Origin of the sequence: Prescottella sp. D32 (assembly GCF_037287305.1) — a bacterium.
Classification (GTDB): domain Bacteria; phylum Actinomycetota; class Actinomycetes; order Mycobacteriales; family Mycobacteriaceae; genus Prescottella; species Prescottella equi.
Map to the genome: position 1 here is coordinate 574109 of NZ_JARBSW010000002.1, position 14546 is coordinate 588654.

The 14546-nt window shown below is 69.4% G+C and carries 13 protein-coding genes and 2 pseudogenes; 7 read left to right on the forward strand and 8 right to left on the reverse strand.

The window, feature by feature from the left end:
• Window positions 1–21: 21 nt before the first annotated feature.
• Window positions 22–147: a hypothetical protein gene (locus tag PSS76_RS12320; protein ID WP_255221271.1), complete on the reverse strand. Its 126-nt coding sequence runs from the start codon at window positions 145–147 to the stop codon at window positions 22–24.
• A gap of 49 nt (window positions 148–196) precedes the next feature.
• Window positions 197–859: a GntR family transcriptional regulator gene (locus PSS76_RS12325; RefSeq protein WP_022594382.1), complete on the reverse strand. Its 663-nt coding sequence runs from the start codon at window positions 857–859 to the stop codon at window positions 197–199.
• Window positions 860–982: 123 nt separating this feature from the next.
• Here PSS76_RS12325 and PSS76_RS12330 point away from each other — a divergent pair, with 123 nt between their 5' ends.
• From PSS76_RS12330 to PSS76_RS12355, 6 genes are all read left to right on the forward strand, one after another.
• A complete protein-coding gene (locus PSS76_RS12330; protein ID WP_064077083.1) occupies window positions 983–1828 on the forward strand; it encodes a fumarylacetoacetate hydrolase family protein in 846 nt (281 codons plus the stop codon).
• Between the two features lie 70 nt (window positions 1829–1898).
• Window positions 1899–2360, forward strand: coding sequence for a MarR family winged helix-turn-helix transcriptional regulator (locus PSS76_RS12335; RefSeq protein WP_069856207.1), 462 nt, complete (start codon window positions 1899–1901; stop codon window positions 2358–2360).
• Window positions 2361–2365: 5 nt separating this feature from the next.
• Window positions 2366–3100 (forward strand): response regulator transcription factor, encoded by a 735-nt coding sequence (locus tag PSS76_RS12340; RefSeq protein WP_064058041.1) that lies wholly within the window; start codon window positions 2366–2368, stop codon window positions 3098–3100.
• A complete protein-coding gene (locus PSS76_RS12345; RefSeq protein ID WP_221278503.1) occupies window positions 3097–4401 on the forward strand; it encodes a sensor histidine kinase in 1305 nt (434 codons plus the stop codon). The genes PSS76_RS12340 and PSS76_RS12345 overlap by 4 nt, the downstream gene beginning before the upstream one ends.
• Window positions 4391–6781, forward strand: a complete 2391-nt coding sequence (locus PSS76_RS12350) for a lysylphosphatidylglycerol synthase transmembrane domain-containing protein (protein ID WP_005515061.1) — start codon at window positions 4391–4393, stop codon at window positions 6779–6781. Before PSS76_RS12345 ends, PSS76_RS12350 begins: the two co-directional genes overlap by 11 nt.
• A gap of 152 nt (window positions 6782–6933) precedes the next feature.
• Window positions 6934–8019, forward strand: coding sequence for an alpha/beta hydrolase (locus PSS76_RS12355; protein ID WP_064057949.1), 1086 nt, complete (start codon window positions 6934–6936; stop codon window positions 8017–8019).
• A gap of 160 nt (window positions 8020–8179) precedes the next feature.
• Here the strand turns inward: PSS76_RS12355 and PSS76_RS12360 are convergent, their stop codons facing one another.
• The 6 genes and pseudogenes from PSS76_RS12360 to pdxH all read right to left on the reverse strand — a co-directional run bounded on the left by PSS76_RS12360 (window position 8180) and on the right by pdxH (window position 13138).
• Complete coding sequence (locus tag PSS76_RS12360; RefSeq protein WP_269149624.1) at window positions 8180–8545, reverse strand: FKBP-type peptidyl-prolyl cis-trans isomerase; 366 nt, start codon at window positions 8543–8545, stop codon at window positions 8180–8182.
• A 9-nt stretch (window positions 8546–8554) separates the two neighbouring features.
• A pseudogene (locus PSS76_RS12365) lies at window positions 8555–8905 on the reverse strand (FKBP-type peptidyl-prolyl cis-trans isomerase); the annotation flags it as partial.
• A 37-nt stretch (window positions 8906–8942) separates the two neighbouring features.
• The gene (locus PSS76_RS12370; protein WP_005515064.1) at window positions 8943–10241 is read right to left on the reverse strand and encodes a citrate synthase; all 1299 of its coding nucleotides are present in this window, start codon (window positions 10239–10241) and stop codon (window positions 8943–8945) included.
• 57 nt (window positions 10242–10298) lie between these two features.
• A pseudogene (locus PSS76_RS12375) lies at window positions 10299–11218 on the reverse strand (PfkB family carbohydrate kinase).
• Window positions 11211–12491, reverse strand: a complete 1281-nt coding sequence (locus PSS76_RS12380; protein ID WP_005515066.1) for an MFS transporter — start codon at window positions 12489–12491, stop codon at window positions 11211–11213. The pseudogene PSS76_RS12375 and the gene PSS76_RS12380 overlap by 8 nt, the downstream one beginning before the upstream one ends.
• Window positions 12488–13138, reverse strand: coding sequence for a pyridoxamine 5'-phosphate oxidase (gene pdxH / locus PSS76_RS12385; protein WP_337456230.1), 651 nt, complete (start codon window positions 13136–13138; stop codon window positions 12488–12490). The genes PSS76_RS12380 and pdxH overlap by 4 nt, the downstream gene beginning before the upstream one ends.
• A 227-nt stretch (window positions 13139–13365) precedes the next feature.
• Here pdxH and PSS76_RS12390 point away from each other — a divergent pair, with 227 nt between their 5' ends.
• Window positions 13366–14493, forward strand: coding sequence for a citrate synthase 2 (locus PSS76_RS12390; protein WP_005515068.1), 1128 nt, complete (start codon window positions 13366–13368; stop codon window positions 14491–14493).
• Window positions 14494–14546 lie beyond the last annotated feature (53 nt).

The following is a 14546-nucleotide window of genomic DNA, read 5'->3' on the forward strand; positions in this document are numbered from 1 at the left end:
GGCACACACGACCACGGTAGTTCAGGCGTCGTCTGCACCGCCCGGCACCGCTTCACGCGACGCGGTGCGGCGCCGGCGCAGCATTCGTCCGGCAACTCCTACGAAGAGAAGCACCACCAGCACCAGCAGCACACCGGCGTCGGACACCCGATTCGCCCAGTCCCCATCACGGCGCTCTCGAGTTCCCCCAGTCCGATCATGCTCCGGCACCGGCAATCAACAGGTCGGTCGTCAGTTCGATGTGCCGCCGCAGCTCGTCCACCGCGCGGTCCGCGTCCCGATCAACGGCCGCCGTGGCGATGCGGTCGTGCTCCGCCTCGACGTCCCGGGCCGCGGATTCGGGGCTGCGCACGCTCCAGCAGCGGTACACCTCCGAGACGTCGCGCAGCGATTCGGCGATGTGCACGAGCCGGGTGTTGGGACACGCCTGCAACAGCGCACCGTGAAAGCCGCTGTGCGCCGCGAGCCACGCCTCCGAGACTCGGCCAAAGGTGTCCAGCGACGCCGTCCGCGACAGCCGGTGCCGCGCCGCGAGCACCGCAGACTCCCATTCGACGTCGCCGTGCGCGATCGACCGGCGCAGCGCCTCGGTCTCGACGAACACGCGAGTGTCGGTCAGTTCCAGCAGGTCCGGCACCGACACCGGGACGACACGGAACCCCAGTTGCGCCTCCGACACGGCGAGCCCCTGCTCGACCAGCCTCGGCAGTACCTCGCGCAGCACCCCGGTGCTGACGTCGTAGCGGGCCTGCAGCTGCCCGAAGGCGAGCTTCTCCCCCGGCGCGAGGACGCCACCGAGGATGTCGGCACGCAGCCGCGCGTGGATCTCGTCGGCGCGGGTCGCGGTCGCTCTGGCCATGCCGTCAGTACAGGCTGTTCCGAATCGCGAGTCAAGTTTCGAAATTATGTTGCTTTTCCGATATTTCTCAGGTCTACTGGGCCCCACTTCCGCCAGCACTCACCGACAGACAGGAACGCCGTCATGCGCGTGGCCAATCTCTCCGGACGCACCGTCCTGATCGACGGCGACCGAGCCCTCGACGTCCACACCGCGAGCTCCGGCCGCTTCGGCCCCGACCCAGCGGCGGTCTACGCGGACTGGCCGGCCTTCGCCGAGTGGGCGCGGACACTCACCGGCACGGACGGGGAACCGTTCGATCGCCGCGAACTCGGCGCCCCGTCTCCCGCGCCCAGCCAGGTGTTCGCGATCGGCCTCAACTACCGCGACCACGCGGCCGAGACCGGACTGGACGCACCCGACGCACCGCCGACGTTCACCAAGTTCGCGAGCTGCCTCACCGGCCCCGAGACCGACCTGGTGCTGCCCACCGACACCGTCGACTGGGAAGTGGAGCTGGTGGCGGTCATCGGCCGGGAGGCCACCGACGTCCCAGCCGCCGACGCATGGTCGTACGTCGCGGGACTGACCGTCGGACAGGACTTCTCGGAGCGGACGTCGCAGATGGCCGGGCCGGCGCCGCAGTTCTCGCTGGCCAAGTCGTTTCCCGGCTTCGGCGCGACCGGGCCGTGGCTGGTGACGCCCGACGAGTTCGCCGACCGGGACGACCTCACGATCGCGTGCGAGATCGACGGCGAGACGGTGCAGTCCGGCCGCACCGGACAGATGATGTTCCCCGTCGCCGACCTGATCGCCCACCTGTCGGCGGTGTGCACGTTGCGCCCGGGCGACCTGATCTTCACCGGCACCCCGGCCGGCGTCGGGGTCGGCCGCAGCCCGCAGCGGTTCCTGGTTCCCGGCAACGTCGTGACCAGCAGCATCGAGGGCATCGGATCGCTGGTCCAGCGCTGCGTGGCCGGAGCGAAGTAGGCGATTCACCGGAATCTCGGCGGGACCGCGACTTAGTGAACAGCATTCACAATGAACTAGCATCACCGCCGTGTCCGACAACTCCGACCACCACGACGCCCGCGACGCGCTCGGCCGCGCGTACGTCCTCGTGGAGAACCTGTCGGCGTCGCTGCAGTCCGGCACCCGCGATGTCGGACTGACCACTGCGCGGACCCGTGCGCTGCTGTGCGTCCTCGAGAATCCGCCGATGACGCAGCGCGACCTCGCGAAGGCGCTGCGGTGCAGCACCCGCCAGGTCACCGCGCTGGTCGATGCGCTCGAGAAGTCCGGACACCTGCGCCGGGATCCGCATCCCACCGATCGGCGCGCCCACATCGTCGCGCTCACCGAGCGCGGCCACCACGACGCCGACCGGGTCCGGCACCTGCGGGCCAGTACCGCGCAGCAGCTGTTCGACGGCGTCGATCCGCACGATCTCGACGCCTTCGTCCGGGTCGCCGACACCGTCATCGCACGCGCCGACCGCGTCCGCCCCCGGCCGGAGGAGTGACGAAGATGAGGGGAAATGCCGCAGTCGGCGGGCACAATGCTCAGGTGACCGCCACCGTACTGGTCGTGGACGACGACCCGGACGTGCTCGCCTCGCTCGAGCGTGGGCTCCGTCTGTCCGGCTTCACCGTCCTCACCGCGTCGGACGGGGCGGTGGCGTTGAGGGTGGTCGCGGACGCGGCGCCCGACGCCGTCGTGCTCGACATGAACATGCCCGTCCTCGACGGCACCGGGGTGGTCACCGCGCTGCGCAGGGCGGGCAACGAGGTCCCGATCTGCGTGCTCAGTGCCCGCAGTTCGGTCGACGATCGCATCGCCGGGCTCGAGTCCGGCGCGGACGACTACCTCGTCAAACCGTTCGTGCTCGCCGAACTGGTCGCCCGGATCCGCGCGATGCTGCGCCGCCGCTCGGTCGCCGTCGCGGCGACGGACACCGATCCCCCGATCGTCGTCGGCCCGCTGTCGGTGGATCTCGCGGGCCGCCGTGTCTGGCTCGGCGACACCGAGATCACCCTCACCAAGAGGGAATTCGAGCTCACGGAGGTGCTGGCCCGCAACGCCGGGGTGGTGCTGAGCCGCGAACGACTGCTCGATCTGGTGTGGGGCTACGACTTCGTCGCCGACACCAACGTGGTGGACGTGTTCGTCGGCTACCTGCGCCGCAAGTTCGAGATCGACGGCACCCCACGGCTCGTGCACACCGTGCGCGGCGTGGGCTTCGTGTTACGGGAACCGACATGAGACCGCAGTCGCTGCGGGCACGCGTCGCCGCCGCCACCGCACTGGGCGCGACGATCGTCGTCGCCGCGGTCGGCGTGTACCTGGCCCTCGCGATCGCCCGCAACAATCTGCAGCAGCTCGATCGGCGGCTCGAGACCGCGTCGCGGGTGCTCGTCGTCAATGCCGGTGCCGCAGCCCCGTTCCTGAACGTCCTCGGTGACGGCGGGGCGTTCGCGGTGACGATCCGGGCGGGCGAGAAGGTCGTGTCGAGCACGTCCAGCCGGCTGCCCGAGCTCGATCCCGGATCGCACTCCGTCGACGTCGCCGGGACCCCGTTCCGCACCTTCACCGCCCCGCTGGGTCCCGACTCCACGACCCTCCTGACGGTGGCGGTCCCGCTCGCCGAAGCGAAGGATCCCACCACCGACCAGCAGCAGCAGGTCGCACTGGTGGGTGTGGGCGCGATCGTCGCCGCCACCGGGCTCGGCTGGCTCTTCGGTGGCCGCGCCGTCCGCCCGCTGGTCGAACTCACCCAGCGCGTCGGCCGCCGCGACCGCGACCTCGCCACCGCGGCGTCCGGGGTCCGCGAGGCCGACGAGCTCGCCGCCGCGGCCGGCGCCATGCTGCAGGACGTCTCCGACGCGCAGGAACGCACCGCGGCCGCGCTCGACACCGCCCGCGACTTCGCGGCCGCGTCCGCGCACGAACTACGGACCCCGCTCACCGCCATGCGCACCGACCTCGAGGTACTCACCACCCTCGACCTGTCCGACGAACAGCGCGCCGAGATCCTCGCCGACCTCGCGCGGACACAGGGCCGGCTCGAGGCCACGCTCACCGCGCTGGAACGGCTCGCGTCGGGCGAGCTGTCCAGCGAGAAGGACCACGTCGACCTCGACCTGACGGAACTGTGCGACCTCGCCGCCGAGGACGCGCAGCGTCTGCGTCCGGATCTCACGGTCACCGTCGACGCGCCACCCGGGCTGGTCGTGCGTGGCCTGCCGGTGGGACTGCGGCTGTCGATCGACAACGCGATCAGCAACGCCGTCCGGCACGGCGGCGCACGGCACGTGTCGATCGGTGCGCACCGCAACGACGACGGCACCGTCACGGTCACCGTCGACGACGACGGCACCGGCATCCCGCACGAGGAGAGGGTCGAGGTGTTCGAGCGCTTCCGGCGCGGCAGCAGCGCCGCCAAGGGCGGCTCGGGGCTCGGGCTGGCGCTCGTGGCGCAGCAGGCCGGTCTGCACGGCGGCACGGCACACCTCGCGGACAGCCCCCTCGGCGGCGCGCGACTGGTGGTGACCCTTGAAAGTTGACGGACGCGAAATCCCGGTCAGCGGCAGCCTGCTGCCGCCACTGATCCGACGCACCAGCGACATCCTGCGGGTCGTCTTCGCGCTGGTCCTGCTCGGCGCCGTGATCGCCGGCTCGGTGATCACTCGCAGCGAGTGGGACGCCCTCGAGACGTCGGTGTCCGACATCGTCGGCATCCTCTCGCCGGGGGTGTCCGACACGGTCTACCTGCTGTACGGCGTCGCGATCCTGGCGCTGCCGTTCGCGATCCTGATCCAGCTGATCGTGGGCCGCCGCTGGAAGCTGCTCGCCGGCTACGCGGCCGCGGGACTCATCGCGGGAGTGGCGCTCTCGTTCACCGGGTCCGGGCTGGCGGCCCCGCGCTGGCACCTCGACGTCTCGGACCGGCTCAACACCTTCCTGTCGCAGTTCCTCGACGACCCCCGCTGGATCGCGATGCTCGCCGCCGTCCTGACCGTCTCGGGGCCGTGGCTGCCCAAACGCTGGCGGCGCGTGTGGTGGGCGCTGCTGCTGTTGTTCGCACCGATCCATCTGATCGTCAGCTCGATCGTCCCGGCCCGCTCGATGCTCGGCCTGGCCGTGGGCTACCTCGTCGGCGCGATCATCGTGCTCGTCGTGGGCACCCCCGCGCTGGAGGTCCCGCTCGAGTCGGCGGTCGAGGCGCTGCAGCGTCTGGGACACCGGGTGACCGCGTTCCGCGTCATCACCACCGCCGGCAGCGGGCCGCTGATCCTCGGCGCGTCCCGCGACGGCGAACCCGAGATGATCGTCGAACTGTACGGGCAGAACCAGCGCAGCAGCGGAGCGATCCGGCAGGTGTCGAAGTGGCTGACGCTGCGCAGCAGCGAGAGCGCCCCCGCGCACGCGTCGCTGGCGCGGGCCGTCGAGCACCGGGCACTCATGGGGATCGCCGTGGCCGATCTGGGACTCGCGGCGTCGAAGCCGATGGCCGTCACCGCCCTCGACCGCGGGTGGCAGCTCTATGCCCGGCCGCTCTCCCACGGCGCCCCGGTCGCGACGCTCCGGACCGACAACCCCCACCCTCGCGACACCCTGCTCGAGATGCTGTGGGCCTCGCTCGGCGAACTGCACGCCCGCCAGATCACGCACGGCGACCTGCGCGCGTCCGAGATCCGGATCGACGACGGCCAGGCCATGTTCGACGGCTTCACGTACGCCGAACTGGGGTCGTCGGAGGCACAGATACAGTCCGACACCGCGCAACTGCTCCTGACGACCGCGACGCTGTTCGGGGTGGAGCCGGCCGTCCGTGCCGCGCTCGCCGCGCGCGGCCGCGACCGGATCCTCGCCGCGTCGGGCCGGCTCACGAAGTCCGCGATGCCGTCACGGCTGCGCAAGCAGGCGCCCGACTCGTCCGCGCTGCTCGGCGCGATCCGGGACGAGGTGAGCAACCAGACCGACATCGAGAAGATCGCCCCAGAACAGGTCACCCGCTTCACCCGGAACCAGATCATCCAGCTGGTGCTGCTGATCGGCCTGGTCTACGTGGCCTACCCGTTCATCAGCCAGGTACCGACGTTCCTCACGGAACTGAAGACCGCGAACTGGTGGTGGGCACTGGCCGGACTGGTCGTCTCGGCCCTCACCTACGTCGGCGCCGCGGCCGCCCTGTGGGCGTGCGCCTCCGAGCTGGTGCGCTACCGGCACCTGCTGATCATGCAGATCGCCAACACGTTCGCCGCCACAACCACCCCGGCCGGCGTCGGTGGCCTCGCGCTGAGCGTGCGGTTCCTACAGAAGGGCGGCCTCGGCACCGTCCGGGCGACGGCCGCGGTGGCCCTGCAACAGACCGTGCAGGTGGTCACCCACGTGGCGCTGCTGATCTTCTTCAGCGTCGCCGCCGGGCGGGACGCCGATCTGTCGCACTTCGTCCCCAAGGGCACGACGCTCTACCTCATCGCGGGCATCGCGTTGGGTGCGATCGGCACCTTCACGTTCATCCCCAAGGCGCGGCGCTGGCTGCGCAACGAGGTCCGGCCACAGCTGACGGAGGTGCTCGGATCCCTGACGCAGCTGGCCCGCAATCCGGGCCGCTTCATGCTGATCGTCCTCGGCAGCGCGGGCACCACCCTCGGGGCCGCACTGGCGTTGTGGGCCAGCGTCGAGGCGTTCGGCGGCGGCACCACGTTCGTCACGGTCACGATCGTCACGATGATCGGCGGCACCCTGGCGTCGGCCGCGCCCACCCCCGGCGGTGTGGGCGCGGTGGAGGCCGCCCTCATCGGTGGCCTGACCGCCTTCGGGCTGCCCGTGGGCATCGCGGTACCGTCAGTGCTGCTGTACCGCGTCCTGACCTGCTGGCTGCCGGTGTTCTGCGGCTGGCCGACATTGCGCTGGTTGCAGAAAAACGACATGGTCTGACGGTTTGTGACCGATAATTCTGGAACGCCGGAAGAATTTTGCGGCAACCAGTAGCAAATCGAGACGTAGTCCCGATAGCGAAAGTGATATACACCTGTTCAGAACCGCGGAGCTGATCCTTGCTCCCGGCCGACCACCGAAGCGGAGAAAGCATGCGCGTAACCCAGAAGTCCCGCCGGCTCAAAGCACTGATCGGCGCCACGACTGCGGCGGTCGCCGCACTGCCCGTCTTCGTCGGAGCCGGGGTCGCCTCCGCCTCGACGCCCGGCGCGACCGACGCCGCCAACGTCCAGGCTTCGGCCCGCGCGAACGGTGGCACCAAGCTCGTGTCGGCCACGTCGACCGGCTCCAACAAGCTCCGCCTGGTGGTCCGCTCCGAGTCGATGAACCGCGACATCCCGCTCGACGTCATCCGCCCGGCCGACACGTCCAAGGCCGCCCCCACGCTGTACCTGCTCAACGGCGCAGGCGGCGGCGAGGACTCGGCGTCGTGGCAGAAGCAGGCCGACATCGGCACCTTCTTCCAGGGCAAGCAGGTCAACGTGGTCACCCCGATGCAGGGCGCGTTCACCTACTACACCGACTGGCAGAAGGCCGACGACGCCCTGCACGGTGTCAACAAGTGGGAGACGTTCCTGACGCAGGAACTGCCGCCGGTCATCGACTCCGCGCTCGGCACCACCAAGGTCAACAGCCTTGCCGGCATCTCGACGTCGGGCACCTCGGTGTTCAACCTCGCGCTCAAGGATCCGCAGCTGTACAAGGCGGTCGGCGCCTACAGCGGTTGCGCGGACACCGTGACTCCGATGGGCCAGACCTACATCCAGATCGTCATCGCGGCCCGCGGCAGCGCCGAGGTCGAGAACATGTGGGGCCCGGTCGGCAGCCCCGACTGGCAGGCCCACGACCCGATCTACAACATCGGCAAGCTCAAGGGCGGCCCGAAGCTGTACGTCGCCAACGCGTCCGGCCTGCCGGGCCCGCACGACACCCTCGAAAGCCAGGGCATCAACGGTAACGTCTCGACGCTGGCCAACCAGATCATCGTCGGCGGCATCATCGAGGCGGCCACCAACGAGTGCACCCACCGTCTGTTCGACGCCGTCAACTTCAACGGCATGGGCGACCAGGCGCACTTCGACTTCAAGCCGGCCGGCACCCACTCGTGGGGCTACTGGCGTGACGACCTGAACAACTCGTGGCCGATGCTGGCCGACGCCATGGGCACTCCCCGGTAGTCGTTCGGCAGTAGTCGCACCACACCGAGCAGAGGGCGCCCCGACTTCGGTCGGGGCGCCTTTCTCGTCGCCGGTGCGGCGCTCCTGACCGGACTGCGGAGACAACTCGGGCCCCGCACCGGTGAACGGTGTGGGGCCCGAGTTCTGTTGCTCTACAGGACTACTGGGTGCCCAACAGGTCGATGACGAACACCAGCGTCTTGCCCGACAGCTGATGGCCGCCACCGGCGGGACCGTATGCGAGCTCCGGAGGAACCGTGAGCTTGCGGCGGCCGCCGACCTTCATGCCGGGGATGCCTTCCTGCCAGCCCGGGATCAACCGGTTGAGAGGGAAGGCGACCGACTCGCCACGCAGGAACGACGAGTCGAACACCTCGTTGGAGTCGTACTCGACACCGTGGTAGTGCACGTCCACGACACCGCCCGGCTGAGCCTCCGCGCCGTCGCCGATCGTGATGTCCTCGATCACCAGCTCGGCCGGGGCCGGGCCCTCGGCGGGCTCGATGACCGGCGGCTTCGGCGGCACGACGACGTCGAGCAGGTCGATGACGAACACGAGGGTCTTGCCCGACAGCTGGTGACCGCTGCCTGCCGGACCGTACGCAAGCTCCGGCGGGATGGTCAGCTGACGCCGGCCGCCCACCTTCATGCCCGGGATGCCTTCCTGCCAGCCTGCGATGAGGCCCTGGAGCGGGAAGGTGATGGACTCGCCGCGGCCCCACGAGGAGTCGAACTCCTCGCCGGAGTCGAACTCGACGCCGACGTAGTGGACCTCGACCTTCGCGCCGGGGGTGGCCTCGGGGCCGTCACCGACGACGATGTCCTTGATGACGAGTTCGGTGGGCGCGGGGCCTTCCTGGAACTCGATCTCGGGCTTGGTGCTCATGATGGTGTCCGATCAGTAGTAGTCGGGCAGAAACAGATCAGCGTGCGGACAGGTCCACGTAGCCGCGCTGCGTGTAGCCGGTGTAGATCTGACGCGGACGGCCGATCTTGGTGGCCGGATCCTCGTGCATCTCACGCCAGTGCGCGATCCAGCCGGGCAGGCGGCCGAGCGCGAACAGGACCGTGAACATGCGCGTCGGGAAGCCCATCGCGCGGTAGATCAGGCCCGTGTAGAAGTCCACGTTCGGGTACAGCTTGCGCTCGATGAAGTACTCGTCGGTGAGCGCGGTCTCCTCGAGCGCCATGGCGATCTCGAGCATCTTGTCGTCGCCGCCGAGCTTGCCGAGCACCGAGTGCGCGGTCTGCTTGACGAGTGCGGCACGCGGGTCGTAGTTGCGGTAGACGCGGTGACCGAAGCCCATGAGCTTCACGCCGTCTTCCTTGTTCTTGACCTTGCGGACGAACTCCTTGACGTCGCCACCGTTCGCGGTGATGTCGTCGAGCATCTCGAGCACGGCCTGGTTGGCGCCGCCGTGCAGCGGGCCCCACAGCGCGTTGATGCCGGCGGAGACCGACGTGAACAGGTTCGCGTCCGACGAGCCGACCATGCGGACCGTCGACGTCGAGCAGTTCTGCTCGTGGTCGGCGTGCAGGATCAGCAGCATGTCGAGGGCCTTGGCGACCTCGGGGTCCACCTCGTACGGCTCGGCGGGGAAGCCGAACGTCATGCGGAGGAAGTTCTCGACCAGGCTCAGCGAGTTGTCCGGGTAGAGGAACGGCTGACCGACCGACTTCTTGTACGCGTACGCCGCGATCGTGGGCAGCTTCGCGAGAAGGCGGATCGTGGACAGCTCGACCTGCTCCGGATCGTCCGGATCCAGGGCGTCCTGGTAGTACGCGGACAGCGCGTTGACGGCGCTCGACAGCACCGGCATCGGGTGCGCGTTGCGCGGGAAGCCGTCGAAGAACCGCTTGAGGTCCTCGTGCAGGAGGGTGTGGCGACGGATCTTGTCGGTGAACACCTCGAGCTGGTTTTCGGTGGGCAGCTCGCCGTAGATCAGCAGGTAGCTGACCTCGATGAACGTGGAGCGCTGTGCGAGCTCCTCGATCGGGTACCCGCGGTAGCGCAGGATGCCCTTGTCGCCGTCGATGTAGGTGATTGCGGAACTGGTGGACGCGGTGTTCACGAAGCCCGGGTCGAGCGTCGTGTAACCCGTGTCGGCAAGGAGCTTGCCCAGCTCGATGCCGTCGTTGCCTTCAGTCGCCTTGGCGATGGACATCGTGTGCTCGCCACCGGGGTAGCTGAGTGTGGGTTTGTTGTCATTCTCAGCGGGCACGGAAGGATCCCTCTCAAACTCAGACCAGTGAGTAACTTCGTAACATTCAAGTAGAAACTAGCCGCCCGCGAGCTCCACTGCCCACGGAGGGTCCGCCCCGGGCCGCGAAACGGTGATCGCCGCCGCGCGCGCCGCGAATTCCAGGGCGTCACGCCATTGTCCCCCGCCGAGCCGCGATACCGAATTCCGACCGAGGAGTTCCCGCCGGTCGAGCCGGCGCAGGAGCGCCGCCTGAACCGTGTCACCTGCACCGATCGTGTCGACGACGGCCACCGGCCGTCCCGGCACGCGCACCGTCAGGGACCGCGTCCGCACGCTCAGTCCGTCCGCCCCGTGCGTCGTGACGACGGCGGCCACTCCGCGATCGAGCCACTGCTCCGGTGTGGTGCCATCCACTCCGTGTCCCAACCATTGGACGTCGTCGTCGGAGACCTTCACTACATCGACCCACGGAAGCAGGTCGCCGAAACGGCGGCGGTAGTCGTCGGGAAAGACGGCCGGGCGGATGTTGGGGTCGAGGATCGTGAGCCGTCCCTCGTCGTGGCAGCGGCGGAGCAGGTCCGCGTAGACGCTCGCGCCCGGTTCGAGCACCAGCGAGAGCGTCCCGAACGACACCGCGACCACCGTGTCCGGGAGGCGGCCGGGATCGGTGACGAGCCGGTCGGCGGTGCCGTCGGCGTAGAAGGTGTAGCGGGCGCCGCCGTCGGGCCCGATGCCCGCGACCGCGAGCGTGGTGGGCTCGGGCCCGCGCTGGACGGTCCGGGTGTCGACGTCCGACGCGGTGAGCGCCGCGAGCACCCGGTCGCCGAACGCGTCGGTCGAGACCCGCGAACAGAACGCCGTCCGGCTACCGAGACGTCCGAGCGCGACGGCCACGTTGAACGGCCCACCGCCCAGGCGCGGTCGAAGGACTCGCCGCCGGTCGGGACGAGGTCGACGAGCGCCTCGCCGCACACCACGATCCGCGGGTCAGACATGTTCGGGTCGTCCCGTCCGGCCCACGCGGTACCGCATGAACGCCGGGAAGGCCAGGATCGAGGCGGCGACGCCGACCACCACCAGGATTCCGCCGCCGGCCGACGCGACGGCGGTGCCGAACGCGAACGCCGCGGCGCCGTGCAGGACGTCGCCGATCCGCGGCCCGCCGGCCACGACGACGGTGAAGACACCCTGCAGGCGTCCGCGCATGTCGTCGGTGGCCACCTGCTGGAGCATCGTGCTGCGCAGTGCCGCGGAGACCATGTCGACGGCACCGCCGAACGCGAGGAACGCGAGTGCCAGCCACAGTAGGAAGGCCGGGCTGTCCGGGCCCGCGATCCCGATGACCACACCGAAACCGACCATCGCCAGACCCCACAGGACGATGCAGATCACGACGGCCCGGCCCTGGAAGCGGATCCGGGGCAGCCACCCGGAGAAGACGCCACCCAGCACGGCACCCGCCGACATCGCGGCGAACAACAGCCCCAGAGCGACGCCGCCGTCGAGTGGATCCCCGAACGACTCGTGAGCGATCTCCGGGAACAGTGCCCGGGGCATTCCGAAGACCATCGCGACGATGTCGACGACGAACGACGCCAGCAGCACCTTCTGGGTGGCGAGATACGTGAAGCCCTCTCCCACCACGCGCAGTCCGGCGCGGCGCGCCGGACCGGTCGGCGGCAGCGCCGGCAGTTTGATCACCGCCCACAGCGTCGCGAGCAGCGCGATCGAGTCCAGCAGATACACCGTCGACAATCCGGCCACCGGTATGAGGACGCCGGCGAGCAGCGGACCGGCGATGGCACCGAACTGCATCACCGTCATGTTGAGGGAGTTCGCCGCCGGCAGATCCTTCAGGGGCAGCAGTCGCGGAATGATCGCGCTGCGGGTCGGCGAGTTCACTGCGAAGAACACCTGCTGCAACGAGAACAGACACAGCAGCAACCACACGTTGTTCACGTTCGCGGCGGCCTGCAGCCACAGCAACACCGACGTGCCGATCAGACCGAGCGTGGTGATGACGATCAGTTTGCGGCGATCCATGACGTCGGCGAGGGCTCCGCCCCACAGGCCGAACACGACCAGCGGCACCAGCCCGAAGATGCCGGCGAGACCCACGTAGGCCGAGTTCTGGGTGATCGCGAAGATCTGCAGCGGCACGGCCACGACGGTGAGCTGTCCGCCGATGACGGTGACGATGCCGCTCGTCCACAACCGCCGGTAGTCGGGATTGCGGAGCGGAGTGACGTCGGCGAGCAGTCCCCTCACGGCTGCAGACGCTCGACGGTCCAGGCGCCGTCGACCAGACGGGTGCGGATGCGGTTGTGCATGCGGTTGGGTCGGCCCTGCCAGAACTCGACCGACTCGGGGCGGATCCGGAACCCACCCCAGTGCGCGGGCACCGGGATGTCACCGTCGACGCCGAAACGCCTGCCGGCGTCCACGAGTCGGCTCTCGAGGTCAGCGCGGGTATCGATCGGGCGGGACTGGTCCGACGCCCACGCCCCCAGCCGGGAGCCGCGCGGGCGGCTGTTCCAGTACTCGGACGTCGTGCTCTCGCTGGTTTTCACCACGGGACCGCGGACGGTGAGCTGGTGTGCGAGCGGAATCCACGTGAACGTCACCGACGCGTACGGCGTCGCGGCCAGCTGACGACCCTTGTCGGAGTCGTAATTGGTGAAGAACTGCACACCGTCCTCGTCGAACCCCTTGCACAGCACCGTCCGCGTGCACGGGTGCCCGTCGGCACCGACGGTGCCGAGCACCATCGCATTCGGTTCCGGCAGTCCCGCCTCTACTGCCTCCTCGACCCACCGGCGCGCCAACGCGACCCATCCGTCGTCGAGCCAGGACGGCTCGAGATCGGGTTCGACGACGGGCCGCTGCGGCCCGATTTCGCCGTAGCTGACCCTCATCGTGGAGAGATCGGAATTCCGGGAACCCCGGCGGCGGGAATCTGACGACACAGCCGTTGACGCTACCCCTGGGTAGGCGCTGGCCAGGTGAGCGGTGACACCCGCTAGAGTTTGGTTAGCACCAGGCCCGACGGAGTATCTCGAAGCCCCATGTTGCAGTAGTCGAAGGCTGAGGCAGGCAGTGCAGCTCGCACGGGCGGCACTCGGATGAGGAGAGTCCAGGAGCAATGGCACCCAGCGCTGTAGTACCCGAGGATTTCGTCAGCGGCCTCGAAGGCGTCGTCGCGTTCACCACCGACATCGCCGAGCCCGACAAGGACGGCGGCGCGCTGCGCTACCGCGGTGTCGACATCGAGGATCTCGTCGGCCGCCGCGTCACGTTCGGCAACGTGTGGGCGCTGCTGGTCGACGGCGAGTTCGGCCGGGGTCTGCCCCCGGCGGAGCCGTTCCCGCTGCCGATCCACACCGGCGACGTCCGCGTCGACGTGCAGGCCGGCCTCGCGATGCTCGCCCCGATCTGGGGCTACCAGCCGCTGCTCGACATCGACGACGAGACCGCCCGCGAGAATCTCGCGCGGGCCTCGGTGATGGCGCTGTCGTACGTCGCGCAGTCCGCGCGCGGCATCTACCAGCCGGCCGTGCCGCAGAAGCTCATCGACGAATGCCCCACCGTCACCGCACGTTTCATGACGCGGTGGAAGGGCGACCCGGATCCGGCGCACATCGAAGCCATCGACGCGTACTGGGTGTCGGCCGCCGAGCACGGCATGAACGCCTCCACCTTCACCGCCCGCGTCATCGCCTCCACCGGCGCCGACGTGGCGGCGTCGCTGTCCGGGGCGATCGGCGCGATGTCCGGCCCGCTGCACGGCGGTGCCCCCGCGCGAGTGCTGCCGATGATCGAGGAGACCGAGCGCACCGGCGACGCCCGCGCCCTGGTCAAGGGGATCCTCGATCGCAAGGAGAAGCTGATGGGCTTCGGCCACCGGGTGTACCGGGCCGAGGACCCACGCGCCCGGGTGCTGCGTGAGACCGCCAAGCGTCTGAACGCACCCCGCTTCGAGGTGGCCGCGGCACTCGAGCAGGCCGCGCTCGCCGAACTGCGTGAACGTCGCCCCGATCGCGCGATCGAGACGAACGTCGAGTTCTGGGCGGCGGTGATCCTCGACTTCGCCGAGGTTCCCGCGCACATGATGCCCGCCATGTTCACGTGCGGCCGTACCGCCGGCTGGTGCGCGCACATCATGGAGCAGAAGCGTCTGGGCAAGCTGGTCCGCCCCGCCGCCATCTACACCGGCCCCGAGCCCCGCACCCCCGACTCGGTCGCGGGCTGGGACCAGATTTCGCACAGCTAGAAACAGCTGGACGTCCAACCACATCCGAGCACAATCGATAAGGACAACTCGCA